Annotated in this window: 15 protein-coding genes; 13 read left to right on the forward strand and 2 right to left on the reverse strand. The window is 54.5% G+C overall.

What is annotated here, in order from left to right; all coding sequences use genetic code 11:
• Nucleotides 1–62: 62 nt before the first annotated feature.
• From FWJ25_RS06995 to FWJ25_RS07010, 4 genes are all read left to right on the forward strand, one after another.
• Complete coding sequence (locus FWJ25_RS06995; RefSeq protein ID WP_438616558.1) at nucleotides 63–1271, forward strand: patatin-like phospholipase family protein; 1209 nt, start codon at nucleotides 63–65, stop codon at nucleotides 1269–1271.
• Between the two features lie 100 nt (nucleotides 1272–1371).
• Nucleotides 1372–2277 carry a 50S ribosomal protein L3 N(5)-glutamine methyltransferase gene (prmB, locus tag FWJ25_RS07000; protein WP_149599530.1) on the forward strand — a complete coding sequence of 302 codons (906 nt, stop codon included), beginning with the start codon at nucleotides 1372–1374 and terminating at the stop codon, nucleotides 2275–2277.
• 37 nt (nucleotides 2278–2314) lie between these two features.
• A complete protein-coding gene (gene aroC / locus FWJ25_RS07005; RefSeq protein ID WP_149599531.1) occupies nucleotides 2315–3409 on the forward strand; it encodes a chorismate synthase in 1095 nt (364 codons plus the stop codon).
• 72 nt (nucleotides 3410–3481) lie between these two features.
• A complete protein-coding gene (locus tag FWJ25_RS07010; RefSeq protein ID WP_149599532.1) occupies nucleotides 3482–4648 on the forward strand; it encodes an MFS transporter in 1167 nt (388 codons plus the stop codon).
• 13 nt (nucleotides 4649–4661) lie between these two features.
• Here FWJ25_RS07010 and FWJ25_RS07015 read toward each other — a convergent pair whose 3' ends face one another.
• Both FWJ25_RS07015 and FWJ25_RS07020 read right to left on the reverse strand, forming a co-directional pair.
• Nucleotides 4662–5816 carry a PilT/PilU family type 4a pilus ATPase gene (locus FWJ25_RS07015; RefSeq protein ID WP_149599533.1) on the reverse strand — a complete coding sequence of 385 codons (1155 nt, stop codon included), beginning with the start codon at nucleotides 5814–5816 and terminating at the stop codon, nucleotides 4662–4664.
• A 23-nt stretch (nucleotides 5817–5839) separates the two neighbouring features.
• Nucleotides 5840–6721 carry a LysR family transcriptional regulator gene (locus tag FWJ25_RS07020; RefSeq protein WP_149599534.1) on the reverse strand — a complete coding sequence of 294 codons (882 nt, stop codon included), beginning with the start codon at nucleotides 6719–6721 and terminating at the stop codon, nucleotides 5840–5842.
• Between the two features lie 280 nt (nucleotides 6722–7001).
• Between FWJ25_RS07020 and leuC the strand changes: the two genes are divergently transcribed.
• The 9 genes from leuC to trpA all read left to right on the forward strand — a co-directional run bounded on the left by leuC (nucleotide 7002) and on the right by trpA (nucleotide 18756).
• Nucleotides 7002–8420, forward strand: coding sequence for a 3-isopropylmalate dehydratase large subunit (leuC, locus tag FWJ25_RS07025; protein WP_149599535.1), 1419 nt, complete (start codon nucleotides 7002–7004; stop codon nucleotides 8418–8420).
• 17 nt (nucleotides 8421–8437) lie between these two features.
• Nucleotides 8438–9085, forward strand: coding sequence for a 3-isopropylmalate dehydratase small subunit (gene leuD / locus FWJ25_RS07030; RefSeq protein WP_149599536.1), 648 nt, complete (start codon nucleotides 8438–8440; stop codon nucleotides 9083–9085).
• 26 nt (nucleotides 9086–9111) lie between these two features.
• Nucleotides 9112–10185: a 3-isopropylmalate dehydrogenase gene (gene leuB, locus FWJ25_RS07035; RefSeq protein WP_149599537.1), complete on the forward strand. Its 1074-nt coding sequence runs from the start codon at nucleotides 9112–9114 to the stop codon at nucleotides 10183–10185.
• Nucleotides 10186–10315: 130 nt separating this feature from the next.
• Nucleotides 10316–11431: an aspartate-semialdehyde dehydrogenase gene (gene asd, locus FWJ25_RS07040; protein WP_149599538.1), complete on the forward strand. Its 1116-nt coding sequence runs from the start codon at nucleotides 10316–10318 to the stop codon at nucleotides 11429–11431.
• A 343-nt stretch (nucleotides 11432–11774) separates the two neighbouring features.
• Nucleotides 11775–15092, forward strand: coding sequence for a FimV/HubP family polar landmark protein (locus FWJ25_RS07045; protein ID WP_149599539.1), 3318 nt, complete (start codon nucleotides 11775–11777; stop codon nucleotides 15090–15092).
• Between the two features lie 96 nt (nucleotides 15093–15188).
• A complete protein-coding gene (truA, locus tag FWJ25_RS07050; RefSeq protein ID WP_149599540.1) occupies nucleotides 15189–16097 on the forward strand; it encodes a tRNA pseudouridine(38-40) synthase TruA in 909 nt (302 codons plus the stop codon).
• Nucleotides 16094–16723 carry a phosphoribosylanthranilate isomerase gene (locus FWJ25_RS07055; RefSeq protein ID WP_149599541.1) on the forward strand — a complete coding sequence of 210 codons (630 nt, stop codon included), beginning with the start codon at nucleotides 16094–16096 and terminating at the stop codon, nucleotides 16721–16723. Before truA ends, FWJ25_RS07055 begins: the two co-directional genes overlap by 4 nt.
• Nucleotides 16716–17924, forward strand: a complete 1209-nt coding sequence (gene trpB, locus FWJ25_RS07060; protein ID WP_438616559.1) for a tryptophan synthase subunit beta — start codon at nucleotides 16716–16718, stop codon at nucleotides 17922–17924. The genes FWJ25_RS07055 and trpB overlap by 8 nt, the downstream gene beginning before the upstream one ends.
• A 19-nt stretch (nucleotides 17925–17943) precedes the next feature.
• Entirely contained in the window at nucleotides 17944–18756 is an 813-nt protein-coding gene (gene trpA / locus FWJ25_RS07065) for a tryptophan synthase subunit alpha (protein ID WP_149599543.1), read from the forward strand.
• Nucleotides 18757–18783: the final 27 nt, after the last annotated feature.

Below are 18783 nucleotides of genomic sequence, written 5' to 3' on the forward strand. Positions count from 1 at the left end.
CCGGAAAAGCAGTCACTGGCGAAAAGTGTCAGGCAAGACGTACCAGGTAAGTAACGATGGGAATAACCAGATCAGACGATAGCCAATCAGCAGAGCCTTCAGCTGAGAGCAGTACCGATCCGTCTGCAATGCCGACCAACAACGTCGCTGATTTGTCAGGTGCCACAGTTGGTCACGCTCACGAATCCCAGGCTCCCCAAAAAGCAGAACGCAGGAAAACGGTCGCGCTTACACTCGGAAGCGGTGGTGCACGGGGCTACGCCCATATAGGTGCTATCGAAGTCCTTATTGAGCGGGGTTACGACATCAAGGCAATCTCTGGATGCTCGATGGGAGCGTTGATCGGTGGGATGTATGCCGCAGGTAAGATGAAGGATTATAAGGACTGGGTGACAGGCCTTGGTCAGTTTGACGTGCTCAAGCTACTGGACGTCACTTTCAGTTCGTTGGGGGCTATTCGAGGCGAAAAGATTTTTTCGGTTGTCCGGGAAATGCTGGGTAATACGCGGATTGAAGACCTCCCCATACCTTACACAGCCGTTGCAACTGATCTTCTGGGTCACAAGGAAATCTGGTTTCAGGAAGGTCCGCTGGATCAGGCCATCAGGGCCTCAGTGGCTATTCCGGGTGTCGTCACGCCGCTTGTTCATCAGGGACGCGTATTGGTGGACGGTGCTTTGCTCAATCCTCTTCCGATCATTCCAACTATATCAGCCCATGCCGATCTGATCGTCGCGGTTAACCTCAGTGGCGAGGATGAGCGCCACCAGCGCATACCTGATGCAGCCTTTATCAGCCCCGACGATGGTCCGGATATGGAAGAATGGGTATCTAACCTCCGGGATAAAGCTTCGCGCTGGTTTGATTGGGATAACCTGAAATCCCTGGGTGGAAAGAAAGGCGAGCATGAGGAAAGTCCTGAAGAAAAGATCACCCGGGAAATGAAGAAAAAAGAACTTCAAAAGAGAGAAGCGGCGCACCACCCGGAACGAAAAGCTCATGATGACCATGAAACCATCGACTGGGACAAGTTGGGAATCGGCAAGTTTGATGTCATGAACCTGACCATTGAAACGATGCAGAGCGCCCTGATTCAGTACAAAATCGCCGGTTATCCGCCCGATCTTCTGGTTAATATTCCCAAGAATGCCTGCCGTACATACGATTATCACAAAGCACCGGAATTGATCCAGTTGGGCCGGGACAGGATGTCAGCAGCGCTGGATCGCTTCGAAAAAAACCGGGCAAGCTCAGGGCCGTTGTCGGTCTGATCGAACTTAACCTCCCGGTTTCCGCGAGGAGGCTGCAGGGGGAGGCATAAACAGCGTATAATCCCGCGCTGACACTTCCCTGAAACAGGAACCTTCATTCGTGACCAGCCATATCGATGACCTTCACACTGTCCGGGATTATTTGCGCTACGCGGCGTCCCGGTTTGCTGATTCACCGCTGTTTTACGGTCACGGAACGGATAACGTATGGGATGAAGCCGTTCAACTGGTGATGCGCTCCCTGAAGTTGCCGCTGGAAAACAACACTTTGTTTCTGGATGCCCGGCTGGTGCGGGAAGAACGTCAGTTGATTCATGAGCGTATTGAACGCCGCATTCAGGAACGGGTTCCTCTCGCCTACCTTCTAGGTGAAGCCTGGTTTATGGGAATGCCCTTCCATGTGGACGAGCGTGTATTGGTGCCGCGCTCGCCGATCGGTGAATTACTCGAAAAAGGACTTCAGCCGTGGCTTGGTGATAAGCAGGTCACCCGCTTGCTGGATCTATGCACGGGAAGCGGTTGTATTGGTATCGGCGCAGCAACCGTTTTCGAAGATGCTGAGGTGGATATTTCCGATATATCGCCTGTTGCCCTCGACGTTGCAGCGTCAAACATAGAGCTGCATGGCGTGGGTGACCGGGTGACGACCATCCGCTCCGATGTCTTTGATAATATCGATGGTGTATACGATGTCATCGTGAGCAATCCTCCCTACGTTGATGCGGGCGATCTGGCTGATATGCCGGATGAATTCCGTCATGAGCCGGAGCTGGGCCTGGCCGCTGGAAATGATGGTCTGGACATCGCCCACCGTATTATTGATCAGGCGGCGGACTACCTTTCACCTGGCGGTTTGCTGATTGTCGAAGTGGGTAACAGTTGGGTAGCGCTGGATGAAGCCTATCCGGACCTGCCGCTTACCTGGCTTGATTTCGAGCGTGGTGGAGACGGCGTATTCATGGTCACCGCTGAAGATCTGCGTGCCTGGAAGGCAGGAAGAAGTTAATCTGATTTCTTACAAAAACTGGATAACTGGCTGAAAAATGTCTGGAAATACGTTCGGAAAACTGTTTACTGTTACCACCTTTGGCGAAAGCCATGGCTTGGCTCTCGGCTGCATTATTGACGGATGTCCTCCGGGACTTGAGCTTACTGAAGCTGATTTGCAGAAAGATCTGGATCGGCGTAAACCTGGCACGTCCCGCCATACAACCCAGCGCCGTGAAGCCGATGAGGTTCGTATCCTGTCTGGTGTATTCGAAGGCAAGACCACCGGAACCCCGATTGGTCTTCTGATCGAGAATACAGACCAGCGCTCCAAGGACTATTCGAAAATTGCCGGACAATTCCGTCCTGCCCATGCCGATTACACCTACATGCACAAGTACGGCATTCGGGACTACCGTGGCGGCGGCCGTTCGTCAGCCCGCGAAACGGCTATGCGAGTTGCCGCAGGTGCTGTAGCGAAGAAGTTCCTTGCTGAACGGCTGGGAATTCAGGTTCGCGGTTATCTGTCTCAGTTGGGCCCGGTGAAAGCTGAAAAGCTTGATTGGGACCAGGTCATGGAAAACCCGTTCTTTTGCCCTGATGCTGACAAGGTTCCTGAGATGGAAGCCTATATGGACGCACTCCGGAAGGAAGGCGATTCCATTGGTGCCCGCATCAATGTTATTGCGGACGGCGTGCCTCCCGGGCTGGGGGAGCCGATTTTTGACCGGCTTGATGCGGACCTTGCCCATGCACTGATGAGTATTAACGCAGTCAAAGGTGTTGAGATCGGAGCCGGGTTCGATTCGATTGAACAGAAGGGTACTGAGCACAGGGATGAAATGACGCCTGAGGGATTCCTGTCCAATAACGCCGGCGGCGTTTTGGGGGGCATTTCATCTGGCCAACCGATTGTGGCCAGCATTGCACTGAAGCCGACTTCCAGTCTTCGGTTGCCTGGCCGGGCTATTGATGTCGATGGTAATCCGGTTGAGGTGATTACCACCGGACGCCACGACCCTTGCGTTGGAATTCGTGCAACACCCATTGCCGAGGCCATGATGGCCATCGTGTTGATGGACCATTACCTCCGGCATCGTGGTCAGAATGGCGATGTAGAGGTCAATACTCCGGTTTTGGGCCAACTCTGAGCCTCGGTTCTGCTTCGGGTATAGGGATTCCGGCAGGGCATATCCTGTCGGAATCACCCGAACTTTTGGTCGATGTCGTCTGAAAGGAGTCGTGATATTTACTGGCGACTTTCCAATCTCTATTTCTGGTTCTTCGCCCTGTTGGGTGGCCTTCTTCCATACTGGTCGCTTTACCTTCAGGACCAGGGTTATTCCTATCTCCAGATCGCTACGTTGATGGCGACAATCCAGTTAACCAAAATTCTGGCACCCAGTGTTTGGGGCTGGCTCGGAGACCGTAGTGGTCAGAGGGTCCGCCTTGTCCGGTTCGGCGCCATTACCGGTTCACTGTTTTTTGCCGGTGTGTTCCTTGAGCCGGGATTTTACGGCTTGCTGCTGGTCATGCTGGCGTTCACATTTTTCTGGAACGCGATCTTGCCCCTTTATGAGGTGATTACCCTAAGAACTCTAGGCTCGCAGAAAGAGAAATATGGACAGGTTCGCCTCTGGGGTTCCGTGGGGTTTATTGGAGCCGTCGCTGGCGTAGGCGGTGTTCTGGAAGTCATTCCGGTTCATTACCTCCCCTGGTTATTGCTACCTGTGTTCGGCGGCATTGCGGTGTCTTCGTTTCTGGTGCCGTCAGAAAAAGGAGAGAGAAAGGAAAGGGCTCCCTCTGGAAGCCTGAAGGCGATCGTGACCAATCCGGCGGTTATTTCGTTTTTCGCCATGAATTTTTTGCTACAGGTCTCCCACGGGCCTTACTACACGTTTTTCAGTATTCACCTGGAGCAGCATGGCTACGGCAAGCTGCCCATAGGATTGCTGTGGTCACTGGGTGTGTTGTCGGAGATTTTGCTGTTCTTAGTAATGCATCGGTTTACTCGTCACCTGACGCTACGCCATATAGCGGTTGGTGCACTGTTGCTCAGCATGGTTCGCTGGATTCTGATCGCAGAACTGACCGATGTGGTCCTGGTTCTGATCTTTGCTCAGGCTCTTCACGCGGCGTCATACGGGGCGCTCCACGCGGTATCGGTTCAGTATATTCAGGGGTATTTTGGCAAGCACCACCACGGTCAGGGGCAGGCGCTATACAGTGGCCTTACATTTGGGGCTGGCGGTGCTGTAGGGGCCTGGATGTCAGGCTTCCTCGTTGAAGGCTTCAGCACATCGGCAGCCTTCCTGGGTGGTGCAGTGGCGCTTGTGTTGGCGGTTTTCATCGCCTGGCGGGGACTGGAGTCTCCGCCAGGCGATCGATGAAATTCCCTTTAAACTATGCTTGCTCGTCGGGATCTTCCTCATCCTCCTCAAGCTGGAGCGACAAGCCGCTACCAGAAGGGGATGCTGGTTTGGACTGGCTGGATGAGTCCTGGCCGTGCAGTTTAATCTTCAGGCGGAGGTTGTTTGCGGAGTCAGCGTTTTTAAGGGCTTCCTCTTCTGAAATCTTGCCTTCTTTCCAAAGGTTGAACAGTGCCAGGTCAAAGGTCTGCATACCAAGGTTTGCAGATTTCTCCATAATTTCCTTGATACCATCGATTTCGCCGCGAAGGATCAGTTCGCTGATGGTCGGGGTGCCCAGAAGAATTTCTATTGCTGCACAGCGCTTCTTGTCGATCGTGGGGATCAGGCGCTGTGAAACAAACGCCCGAAGGTTCATCGCCAGGTCCATCAGCAATTGAGGTCGGCGTTCTTCCGGGAAGAAGTTGATGATGCGATCCAGTGCCTGGTTGGCGTTATTGGCGTGCAGAGTCGAAATACACAGGTGGCCGGTTTCCGCAAACGCCAGGGCATGCTCCATGGTCTCGCGGTCGCGAATTTCGCCAATCAGGATAACATCCGGCGCCTGGCGCAAGGTATTCTTCAGGGCCTGGTGGAAGCTACGTGTATCGACGCCGACTTCTCGCTGGTTGATGATGCTCTTTTTGTGCCGGTGGATGTATTCGACCGGATCTTCAATAGTGATGATGTGGCCAGCAGAGTTGGTGTTCCGGTGGTCAATCAAAGCAGCCAGCGATGTGGATTTACCGGAGCCGGTTGCCCCCACAAAAAGCACCAGACCGCGTTTCGCCATCACCACATCTTTAAGAATTGGCGGCAGCCCCAGATCGTCCGCGTTCGGTATTTCGGTGACAATGTTCCGGGCAACGATCGAAATTTCGTTACGCTGACGGAAAATATTGATCCTGAATCGGCCAACATTGCGAATGCTGTAGGCCAGATTCATCTCAAGCTCCTGCTCGAATTCGGCGATCTGCTCGTCATCCATGATGCTATAGGCGATCTCTTTGATCGTCCCTGGCGCCATCGGTGTACGATCAATGGGCTTCAGGGTACCGTGAAACTTCGCGCAGGGCGGTGCGCCGGTACTCAGATACAGGTCCGAGCCGTCGTGTTTGGCCAGAATCTTGAGGTAATCGTCAAAGCCCATGTCGTCTCCTGATTATAAGAGTTCTAAGTTTGATCGCCGGTTTCTTCCTCATGCACAACGTTCAGCAGCACCCGTGCAGCCTGGCTCAACTGACGACCGGCAAGGCCAACCGCCCCAAGCACCCGATTGACGGAATGCCCCGTCTCAAGTCTGTGGAGGGATTCGTCCGCCATGCTCAACGGCAGCACACTCCATCCCAGGCCCACGCTGGTCATCATCTTGATCGTCTCAAGGTAGTTGGTGGGAATCTGCTGATTAAGCGGAAGATTCGCCTCCAGAAACAGCCTGCTGACCGTCCGATAAGTCGCCGTCGTGGTATCCGGTAGCAGCGCGGGGTAGCGGGCAAGCTCCTCCAGAGTTGCAGAATCCTGTCCTGAGAGATCGTGATCCGGCCCCACCACAAACGACATCGCATCCGGCCACTGTTGATATACCACGAACTGGCTGCCCATACTGTCACTGAGTGTGACAAAGGCCAGCTCCGCGTTACGTTTGAGCATCTGAGTGTAAGCCGCATCCGATTCCATAAACTGCAGGTTCAGCCTGACCTCTGGATAATCCCGGGAGAATCGTCGCAGCCAGTTGGGTAGGTGATGAAGCCCGATGTGGTGAGAAGCGATAATGTTCAGCTCACCCCGAATCGCACCGGTGTCTTCCGACAAGGCCATGCGGGCATTATGAATCTCATCGAGAATCTTCCGGGCATGGGGCATTAGCCGGGCACCGGCGTCGGTAAGACGAATTTCCCGATGGCTGCGATCCACCAGCTTTTCTCCGAGCAGGTTCTCCAGAGAGGCCAGTCGTTTGCTGATGGCTGGCTGGGTTAGATGAAGGACTGCTGCGGCTTCGGAAAATGATCCGAGATCCACTATCGTCAGAAATGCCTTAAGGGAGTTGGAATCCATTGGTGATTTCCTATAACCAGAACGCCAAATGTATGGGGCCGGCTCTGGCATGGCTTCCCAAAACTGTGCGGAGCCATGGATGGCGGAGCCCAAGCGATCCCATGGATGGGCTTGAGCGGGTTTTGGGAAGCCATGCCAGAGCCGGACCTCCCCAAACCTAGAGTATTCCTATAGGGAATTCAAAGAATAAAAAACATGAATTGAGGTTATTGAGCGTAGGGGCGTAAAATGGTGTCCATAGCAGTCAAAACCAGAAACCCCCAGACAGTGAGAGAGAATCATGGCGGGCAAGACCTTATACGACAAATTGTGGGACGACCATCTGGTCAAGCAGCGTGACGATGGCTCTGCGCTGATCTACATCGATCGTCAGTTGCTGCACGAAGTTACCTCACCGCAGGCCTTCGAAGGCTTGCGCATCGCCGGTCGGAAGCCCTGGCGCCTCGATGCCAACCTGGCAACCCCCGATCACAACGTGCCGACAGTCGATCGCGAAAAAGGTATCGATGGCATTGTCGACCCCGTGTCACGCACCCAGGTTGAAACCCTGGACAAGAACTGCGATGAGTTCGGAATTCTCGAATTCAAGATCAAGGATCAGCGTCAGGGTATCGTCCACGTTATCGGGCCAGAACAAGGGGCGACGCTGCCGGGCATGAGCATCGTATGTGGCGATTCCCATACCTCTACTCACGGCGCGTTCGGCTGCCTGGCACACGGTATCGGCACCTCTGAAGTGGAGCATGTACTGGCAACCCAGTGCCTGGTCCAGAAGAAAATGAAAAACATGTTGGTCAAGGTGAACGGCAAACTGGGCCCTGGTGTAACCGGTAAAGACGTTGTGCTGGCTATCATTGGCAAAATCGGTACAGCCGGCGGAACTGGCTATGCGATCGAGTTTGGCGGTGAGGCGATTCAGAGCCTGAGCATGGAAGGCAGGATGACCATCTGCAATATGTCCATTGAGGGTGGCGCTCGTGTAGGTATGGTGGGGGTTGATGAAACCACCATAGAGTATGTGAAAGGTCGTCCTTTCTCGCCGAAGGGTGAGCAGTGGGATAAGGCTGTGGAGTACTGGAACACATTGCACAGTGATGCCGATGCGGTATTCGACAAAGTGGTTGAACTCGACGGTTCCGGGATCAAGCCACAGGTAAGCTGGGGCACTTCACCGGAAATGGTTACCGGCGTTGACGGCCTGGTACCGGATCCTGCGAAAGAAGAAGACCCGATCAAGCGTGAAGGGATTGTGCGCGCCCTGAAGTACATGGGCCTGGAAGCAAATCAGAAAATTACCGATATCCAGTTGGATCGCGTGTTTATCGGCTCGTGTACCAATAGCCGGATTGAGGACCTGCGCGAAGCGGCTGCGGTTGTCAAAGGCCGCAAGGTAGCTGCTTCCCTGAAGCAGGCGATGGTGGTTCCGGGTTCCGGGCTGGTCAAAGCTCAGGCGGAGAAAGAAGGCCTCGACAAGATTTTCATCGAAGCTGGCCTCGAGTGGCGTGATCCCGGTTGCTCCATGTGTCTGGCGATGAACGCGGACAAACTGGGGCAGGGCGAGCATTGTGCTTCTACCTCAAACCGGAACTTTGAAGGTCGGCAGGGCTTTGGTGGTCGCACGCATCTGGTCAGCCCGGCTATGGCTGCTGCTGCTGCGGTAACTGGCCACTTTGTTGATGTCCGCGAACTGACACACTGATCCACAGGAGAGAGACCATGCGAGCATTTACGCAACACAAGGGCATTGCCGCCCCCATGGACCGTTCCAATGTGGATACGGACATGATCATCCCGAAGCAGTTCCTGAAGTCCATCAAGCGCACCGGGTTCGGGCCGAACCTGTTTGATGAATTGCGCTATCTGGACGAGGGTAAGCCTGATCAGGATTGTTCGCAGCGACCGCTGAACCCGGATTTTGTTTTGAACCAGGAGCGTTATAAGAATGCGAGTGTGCTGCTCGCCCGAACCAACTTCGGGTGTGGTTCCAGCCGTGAGCACGCGCCCTGGGCGCTGGATGATTTCGGATTCCGTGCCGTTATTGCTCCGAGCTTTGCCGATATTTTCTATAACAACTGCTTTAAGAATGGCTTGTTACCCATTGTTCTTGAAGAAGAAGTTGTTGATAAGCTCTTCCGGGAAACGGCAGACACCGAAGGTTACCAACTGACCATCGATCTGGAAGCGAAAACCGTTACCACACCTTCGGGTGAATCGTTCAGCTTTGAGGTGGATGACTTCCGTCGTCACTGTTTGCTGAATGGCCTGGACGACATCGGTGTGACCCTCGAAGATGCTGATTCGATCAGTGATTACGAGAACAACCGCAAGCAGACAGCTCCCTGGCTGTTTAATGCCGGCAACTGATTCAAATAGACGTTAAGGAAGAATTCATGTCACGAAATATCCTCTTGCTGCCGGGTGACGGTATCGGCCCGGAGATCGTTGCCGAGGCAGAAAAGGTACTGGGCAAGGTTAATGAGCAGTTTGATCTGGGGCTTAACTTTGACACCGCCCTGGTCGGTGGCGCCGCTCTTGATGCGACAGATTCACCTCTGCCAGACGTTACGCTGGAAAAGGCGAAGGCTGCGGATGCCATTCTGCTTGGCGCCGTTGGTGGGCCCAAATGGGATAGCCTGCCCATGGCCAAGCGCCCTGAAAAGGGCCTGCTGGGATTGCGCTCCAATCTGGAGTTGTTTGCAAACCTTCGCCCGGCGATTCTGTACCCGCAACTGGCGTCAGCGTCATCGCTCAAGCCGGAAGTTGTTTCGGGCCTGGATATCATGATTGTTCGCGAACTGACCGGTGGCATCTACTTTGGTCAGCCTCGTGGTGTGCGCGATCTCGAGAATGGCGATCGTCAGGGTTATAACACCTACGCCTACACGGAATCAGAAATCCGTCGCATCGGTCGTGTGGCCTTTGAAGCTGCTCAGCAGCGCGGCAAGAAGCTCTGTTCTGTCGACAAGGCAAACGTCCTGGAAGTGACGGTCCTATGGCGGGAAATCATGGAAGATCTCAAGCGGGAATACCCGGAAGTCGAGCTCTCCCACATGTATGTTGATAACGCCGCCATGCAGCTTGTTCGGGCACCAAAGCAGTTCGACGTCATTGTGACTGGAAACATGTTTGGTGATATTCTTTCTGACGAAGCTGCCATGCTGACCGGTTCCATTGGCATGTTGCCATCCGCATCCCTGAACTCGCAGAAACAGGGCATGTATGAGCCGTGTCATGGTTCTGCGCCGGACATCGCCGGGCAGGGTATTGCCAACCCGCTGGCGACTATTCTCAGTGCAGCGATGATGTTGCGCTACAGCCTGGGCGAAGAGCAAGCCGCCGAGGCCATTGAGGCCGCAGTCAGCAAGGTACTGGATCAGGGCTTGCGCACTGCGGATATTATGTCGGAAGGTGCGACCAAGGTGTCCACCCGTGACATGGGCGAAGCGGTTTTGGCGGCTCTCTAACCGGCTATCACCGGTTTCAGTAAATTGAGAACCCGACGGCAGCGACATGCTGCTGCCGCGGGGTCATCCATCCTGTCCCTGCCAGCGATAACGGTAGCGGGCGGGCATAAAAGAGGTTCAAAAGTCGCACATGAAGCGAGTTGGACTTGTAGGTTGGCGCGGCATGGTGGGCTCTGTCCTCATGCAGCGCATGCGTGAAGAAAACGATTTTGCCGATATCGATCCGGTATTTTTTACGACTTCCCAGACCGGGAAGCCTGCGCCGGAAGTCGGTAAAGAGGGTGTTCCTGCGCTGCAGGATGCCTTTGATATCGACATTCTGAAAACTATGGATGTCATCGTGACCTGTCAGGGTGGCGATTATACAACCAAGGTGTATCAGCCACTCCGTGATGCCGGGTGGGAGGGTTACTGGATTGATGCGGCATCGACACTTCGGATGGTCGATCACTCCGTCATCGTGCTCGATCCGGTTAACCGGAATGTTATTGATGCCGCTCTTGATAATGGCGTTAAGGACTACATCGGTGGCAACTGTACGGTCAGCCTGATGATGCTTGCCCTTGGTGGCCTGCTTGAGCAGGACCTGATCGAGTGGGTATCGCCGATGACCTACCAGGCGGCGTCCGGTTCCGGTGCACAGAATATGCGTGAACTTCTGAGTCAGATGGGTGATCTGCGTGACAGTGTGAAGTCCGAACTGGAAGACCCGTCATCTGCGATTCTTGAAATCGACCGCAAGGTAACGGAAACCATGCGTGGCGACAGCTTCCCGACCGAGCATTTCGGTGTGCCGCTTGCCGGTAGTCTGATTCCGTTTATCGATAAGCAGCTCGATAACGGTATGAGCAAGGAAGAGTGGAAGGCCGGCGTTGAGACCAACAAGATTCTGGGCCGCAGCGAGAGCCCGATTCCCATTGACGGGCTCTGTGTCCGGATTGGTGCCATGCGTTCCCACAGTCAGGCTCTGACCATCAAGCTCAAGAAGGATCTTTCGGTTTCTGAGATCGAAGGCATCCTGGCCAAGGCCAATGACTGGGTTAAGGTAATTCCGAATGATCGCGATGCGACCATGGAAGAGCTTACACCGGCGAAGGTTACCGGCACGTTGAGCATTCCGGTTGGTCGTATCCGGAAGCTCTCCATGGGACCGGAATACATTTCTGCGTTTACCGTAGGGGATCAGTTGCTGTGGGGGGCTGCGGAGCCCTTGCGTCGCATGCTGAGGATCCTGCAGGAACGTTAAGATTTGTTACACGGCGGTAATTAATGCCAACTGTGTCCGGTTTTGATCAAGCCGGTTGGGGGCGAAGGCTGATTTCAGTCTTCGCCCCTGTTATTTTTCAGGGATTATTTCAGCGGCATTGGGAAGTTCCGCCGGATAGATACAAAATTGCTACAAGGATTGGCGCTGATTGATTGATAAAGCGGGTATTATCAACAATACTTGCCGGATTGAACGTTAGTAAGAAAGCCATAATAACGATAAAGAATCAGCCAGAAAAAATTAGATGGAAATTATCCAACCTCGTCCGATGTCTGCCTGAAAGAAGGTAGCAATGAACAACGGAGACTGGAAAGGAAGAAGCATGAAGGTACGCAAGCTTGCGGTTGCACTGGCTCTGGCGGGAGGGCTCGGGTCCAGCGTCGCACAGGCCCTGGGGCTGGGGGAAATCGAACTTCAGTCATATCTGAATGAACCACTGGATGCGCAGATCGTTTTGCCGCAGAGCCGTGGTGTTAATCCCAACGATGTATTCGTCAATGTTGCCCCGGATTCGGCTTACGAAAGAGTCGGGCTGGATCGAAACCTGTTCCTGAGCAAGCTTCAGTTCAAGGTTATAACCGGTAGTGATGGCAGTCTCATCGTCAATGTCTCCTCCCGCGAGCCGCTGCGGGAACCGTACCTCAACTTCCTGTTAGAGCTCACCTGGCCAAGTGGCCGGTTGATGCGAGAATACGCAGTATTGGTGGACCCCCCCGTCTACGCTGAAAATTCCGGAGTTCAGGAAACCGTCTCGGCACCGACTACAGTACGCACACCAGCGCCGACGACAACGACAACGACCCGAAGTCCCGAATCCGTTCGCCGCCAGACCCAGGCGGAGCAAAGTCTGGCCCGCAGTTCAGGTTCTGGCTACCAGGGCGAGACTTTTGGCCCGACGGGTTCATCGGATACTTTGTGGACCATCGCCTCCCGCGTTCGTCCCAATGACAGCGTTTCCATGCAGCAGATGATGCTGGCATTGCAGGATCTGAACCCCGACGCCTTCATCGGTGGCAATATCAATCGACTCAAACGCGGAGAGGTTCTCCGTGTGCCCACTCTGGATCAGATTCAGAGTCGTACCCGTGCTGAGGCAACCCGCGCTGTTACTGCTCAGAATGAAGAACTCAACGCTCCAAAGCGTACCGTTGATGCAACTGAGACAAAGCAGGAACAAAACGTTGAGGCAGCCGCGTCGGGCGCTGCACCAGGTTCCGCTGGAGATGAGCTGAAACTGCTTGTTGCGGATGCAGAGTCCGATGCGGGTGGGGAAGCCGGTTCTGCTGGTGGCGACAGTGATTTGCCAGGCGGTGTTGACGCAGGCACAGCTGTTGCGATGGAAGAGCTTGATAGCGTACGTCGTGAAAACGACGAGTTGAGCGGCCGCGTTGAGGATTTGCAGAGCCAGGTAGAAACCCTGCAGCGTCTGCTGGAGCTTAAGAACAGCCAGTTGGCTGATATGCAGGAGCGCGCTGCTGACTCCAATGGGGGTGCAGCTGGCCAGGAACAGGCCTCCGCTGTAGGTTCCGGCATGGGTGCTGATGAAACCGCTTCAGGTACAGACTCTGTTGTAGAGAGTCTCGACGCTGAGGGCACCCCATCTGTTGACGGCTCTGAAATCGCTGAGGGCTCTCAAACCGCTGAAGGCTCTCAAACCGCTGAAGGCTCTGAAACCCCAGCAATGGCCGTTGAGGAATCTGACGGTGGTGAGGGTGAATCGGCGGCTGATGTCGGGCTTGAGGCGAATGCTCAGGACGACATGGCTGGTGGAGAATCGATGGCTCCTGCCGATGCGCCAGACATGGCAGCGGAAGCTGAATCCGGAGAAGTTGCATCTGAGGCCGCGGCACCTGCAGCTGCTCAACAATCAGAGCCCGCTCAGCCTGTAAGCAAGCCGGTTACTCAGGCGCCTGCACCTGAAAAAGCATTCCCCGGCAACATCATCGATATGATTATGAGCAACCCGATGTACCAGATTGCCCTGGGTGGCGGTCTCATCGTGTTGTTGCTGATTCTCCTGCTGCTTGCCCGGCGTAATGCCAACCGCGAAAAGCAGTTCTATGACGAGCTTAATTCAGATTCCGATGATAGCGGTGACAGTATCGATCTCGGTCTTGACGAAAGCGGCTCTGAGGACGGTGGTGCGACTGACGCCATCGCTGAAGCTGATGCCTATATCGCCTATGGTCGTCTTGATCAGGCTGCCCAGGCTTTGGAAGGCGCTATTTCCCGCGAGCCAAGCCGTACCGATCTTCGCCTGAAGTTGCTTGGTGTCTATGCAGATGCCGAGGATCGCTCTTCATTCGAAAAGCAGTACGGTGAAATTGAGGCTCTGGACGACGAGCAGGCGCTTTCCGCAGCTAACGAACTCAAGCTTCGTCTTGAAGAAGCGGAGTCGATGCCGAGTATTGACGACCTTGAATCCCAGCTTCGTTCTGACTCATTCAGTGCCACTGACACTGACACTGCAGTGGATACTCCCGACGAGGAGGTCTCTTCCGAGGAACTGTTAGCGGATCAGTTTGAAGCTGCCCAGGACGAGGGGCCTGCCGAAAACGAATTTGGTGAACTGGATTCTGATCTTACCGACTTCGATCTGAGCGATACTGATGATGCGGCAGCTTCATCTGTTGAAGACGATGCTCAAGAATCTGTTGAAGAGGCCGCCGAAGGCGTGGATCGTGACAGCCTGATCGAATATGACCTGTCGGATGTATCTCTGGATCTGGAGGACGCTGACGCACTCGAAACAGAGTCCGATTCGACGGAAGCCCTGAAGCCCGATGAGGACTTCACTGATTTCGATATTGATCTCGAGGAGTCTCTGGAGTCAGGCGAAGACAGTGCTCCTGAGGAAGAATCCCTGGGCGATCTGTCCGAAACCGGGCTTGAGCTTGAGTTTGATGAAACTGCCTTCGGTGAGGAAAGCTCTCAGGATGAGGTGGTTACAGATGAACTGCCGGGCGACAGCGAAACTGAAACCGAAACCGTTGACCTGTCCGACGAATCAAATCTTGAATCCCTTGATGAGTCCTTCCTGGATGAGCTGGATGCCGAACTCGACAAGGTGGCCAGTGAAGATGAAGATCTGGGCGCTCTCGAGGGGGAAGAGTCTTCCCTTGATGATCTCGAACTCGATGTGTCTGACGAAGACCTGGCTTTGATCGAAGAGTTTTCGGAGTCATCCGAGCCGATGGAAGAAAGTCCCGATATGGTCTCCCTGGATGAAGAGTTGGGACTTGAGGATGCACTGGAGGACGTGAGTGGCGAGGAATCTGAAGAATCTCTAGAAGAAACGCCTCTTGACCAACCGGAAGAGCTTGAGGACTTCGGTGATCTTGGCGATTTGGAAGATCTGAGCGAGTCGCCAGCCCCTGATGATGTCCCTGTCGCGTCGGACAACGTGGATGAGCCGGTGGGTGCTTCTGGTCTGGATCTGGATGAAAGTGATCTTGGCGAAGAAGACGACTTTGATTTCCTTGCTGGAACAGACGAAGCAGCCACCAAGCTTGATCTCGCAAGAGCCTATATTGAGATGGGAGATAGTGATGGTGCCCGGGATATTCTTGAGGAAGTGGCGCTCGAGGGCGATGATGCCCAGAAAGCCGAAGCTCAGGAACTCCTTAAAAATCTGTCCTGATTCGTTATAATCGGATCAACGACGCTAAAAGCGCCGGCGACCGGGTTCTTCCCGGGTTCAGCCGGCGCTTTGTTTTTTGTAGAACGGAACCCGCAATTGTTTCTTGAATCCCAACAACTGACTACTGACACAATGATTGGCCAAGGGCGGGTTGCTCTTGCATTCGAGTACGACGGCCGCGAATTTCACGGCTGGCAGTTGCAGAAATCGGGTGTGCGTTCGGTTGAGGCCGAACTTGCCAGAGCTGTCGCCAGGGTCGCGAATCACCCGGTTGATCTGGTGTGTGCGGGTAGAACGGATGCGGGCGTTCATGCCAGCTATCAGATTGTCCACTTTGAGACGCCGGCGATTCGTACTCTGCGTTCGTGGGTGATGGGTATAAATACGTCGTTGCCGGATGACATCGCGGTCCACTGGGCGGGTAACGGCCCCGGCGATTTTCACGCTCGTTTTTCAGCCTTTTACCGGCGTTATCGCTATGTAATCTACAACGGTCCTGTCCGGCCGGGGATTCAGCGCGGGCAGGTTAGCTGGACATACCGTCCGCTGGACGCCGTTCGTATGCACGAAGCTGCCCAGGCGCTGATCGGGGAGCATGATTTCTCTTCTTTTCGGGCGGCGGGCTGTCAGTCCCGTTCTCCTGTTCGGTTTATGGAGCGCATTACGGTAAGCCGAAAAGGAGATTTCGTCGTAATTGATGTGCAGGCCAACGCTTTCCTTCATCATATGGTACGGAATATTGCTGGTGTGCTGATGGCGGTAGGTTGTGGTCAGCAATCACCGGAATGGGTCCGGGAAGTATTGGAAAAACAGGATCGTACTGCTGCAGGTGTGACGGCGCCTCCACATGGGCTTTACCTTGTGGATGTCGGATACCCGGGGTGGTGTGGCATTCCTGAAGCTGCGTGTGGTCCCGGGTTTCTCCGGCCATGGTTTACCGATGCAGAAAATGCACCCGTGGCGCCGACCCACATTCACCCGAGGGAGCCGATGCCATCATCGTGAACACCCGAATAAAGATCTGTGGTCTGACCCGGGCTGAGGATGTCGACGCAGCCGTTGCCGCTGGAGCTGACGCCATTGGGTTGGTGTTTTATGACCCCAGCCCCCGATCCGTTACTATCAAGCAAGCGGTGGCTCTCGCCCAGCGGGTACCGGCATTCGTTTCTCTTGTGGGCTTGTTCGTGAATCCTGACAGGGAGTTCGTTGACGCCGTCCTGCAACAGGTTCCACTGGATCTGTTGCAATTCCATGGCGACGAAACGCCGGACTACTGCAATAGCTTTGGGCGGCGCTGGATTAAGGCTATTCGTGTTCGTGAAGCGGGACAGATCGAGAAAGCGTTTAGTGATTACCAGCGTGGCGCCGGTTTGCTCGTTGATGCCTGGGATCCGGACCGCTATGGCGGTACCGGGCATTCCTTCAACTGGCAGCTTATCCCTGAAGAGCGCTCCATGCCGCTTATATTGGCCGGTGGTTTGACATCTGATAACGTATCCGGCGCAGTTCAACAGGTCAGACCCTGGGCCGTTGATGTCAGCGGTGGCGTGGAAAGCAGCAAAGGTATCAAGGACATCAAAAAAATATCTGACTTCATTAAAGAGGTTCATCGTGTCTGTAAAACTGACTGAAGAAATGCTGAGTGCACTGCCGGACAACCGGGGGCACTTTGGTGTATTCGGCGGGCGATTCGTCTCCGAGACCCTCATGGATTCCCTGATGATCCTGGAAAAGGAATACCTTCGCCTGAAGGAAGATCCTGAGTTCCAGGCTGCGTTTGACAAAGATCTTGCCCATTATGTTGGGCGTCCCAGTCCTTTGTATTTTGCTGAACGCCTTACCCGTGAAACCGGTGGAGCCCAGATCTGGCTAAAGCGCGAGGATCTTAACCATACTGGCGCGCATAAGGTGAACAACACGATTGGCCAGGCCCTGTTGGCTGCGTTTCTCGGTAAAAAACGCATCATTGCCGAAACGGGGGCTGGACAGCATGGTGTGGCAACAGCGACAGTCTGTGCTCGCCTGGGGCTCGAATGTCATGTGTTCATGGGGGCTGAAGATGTCCAGCGCCAGGCACTGAATGTGTATCGTATGAAGCTGCTCGGGGCCCAGGTACACGCCGTCGAAAGTGGTACCCGTACGCTCAAGGATGCGATGAACGACGCCATGCGTGACTGGGTTTCCAATGTGGATGATACCTTTTACATCATCGGAACCGTTGCCGGACCGCATCCGTACCCCTTACTGGTTCGGGATTTTCAGGCAGTGATCGGCCGTGAACTCCGGCAGCAGGCACTGGAGCAAGCCGGAAAGCTACCGGATGCTCTGGTTGCCTGTGTTGGTGGTGGCTCCAATGCGATCGGCATGTTCTACCCGTTCCTCACTGATGAAAGTGTTGAGCTTTATGGGGTAGAGGCAGGCGGTCACGGCATTGAAACCGGCGAACACGCAGCCCCGCTGTGTGCCGGTCGTCCGGGTGTTTTGCACGGCAACCGCACCTATCTGATGGAAGATGAAAATGGTCAGATTTCCTCCACACATTCTGTGAGCGCAGGTCTGGATTATCCGGGCGTCGGTCCGGAACATGCGTGGTTGAAGGATGTGGGTCGGGCGAACTATGTTTCAGTAACCGACGAGGAAGCCCTGGATGGTTTCCGGACGCTTACCCGTGTTGAAGGTATTATGCCGGCACTGGAGTCATCTCATGCCGTGGCTTATGCGCTCAAGCTCGCCGCTACAATGGACAAGGATCAGATGGTTGTGATCAATGTTTCTGGTCGAGGTGATAAAGACATCCATACCATTGCTCAAATCGATGGCATTGAGATCTGATTAACATACAGGAGCTGGCATGAGCCGGATTGAACAGGTTCTGCAAACCCTTAAAGGGCAGGGAAGAAAAGCCCTTATTCCGTATATCACTGCGGGGGATCCTCATCCGGACAAGACGGTTGAGCTGATGCATACACTGGTTGCGGCCGGTGCAGATATTATTGAGCTGGGTGTGCCATTCTCCGATCCGATGGCGGATGGCCCGGTAATCGCTCTGGCCTGCGAGCGGGCGCTTGCCCACAACACGTCGTTGCGTCAGGTTATTGCGATGGTGAAGGAGTTCCGCAAGGATGATGGGCGCACGCCGGTTGTTCTGATGGGGTACCTTAACCCAATGGAGGCGATGGGGTATGAGGCCTTTGCCGATGCTGCTGCAGACGCCGGCATTGATGGTGTGCTTACGGTAGACCTTCCTCCAGAGGAAGCCGAGGATGTGGCACCGCTGTTTGCGGCCCGCAATCTGGATCCTATTTTCTTGCTGGCGCCAACGACAACGGATGAGCGAATCCGTGCTATCAGCGAGCACTCTTCCGGTTATGTGTACTATGTTTCATTCAAAGGTGTGACCGGAGCTGCCAAAATTGATGTGGACGAAGTTGCAGCGAAAGTCGGCCATATCCACGAGTTGACCGCACTGCCGGTTGGCGTTGGCTTCGGTATTCGTGATGCTGAGACAGCTGCGGCTGTTGGACGGGTATCCGATGGTGTAATTGTTGGCAGTGTACTGGTCGATACAATAGCTAGAAATCAAGCAGATACCGATCAGCTTAAACGGGCACTGACGGATCTGCTCCACCCAATGCGTGAGGCACTGGATAGTCTGGCGTCCTGATAGGGCGCGGGGCTTACAGGCATCAAA

Source organism: Marinobacter salinexigens, from assembly GCF_008370345.1.
In the GTDB taxonomy this organism is placed as follows: domain Bacteria; phylum Pseudomonadota; class Gammaproteobacteria; order Pseudomonadales; family Oleiphilaceae; genus Marinobacter; species Marinobacter salinexigens.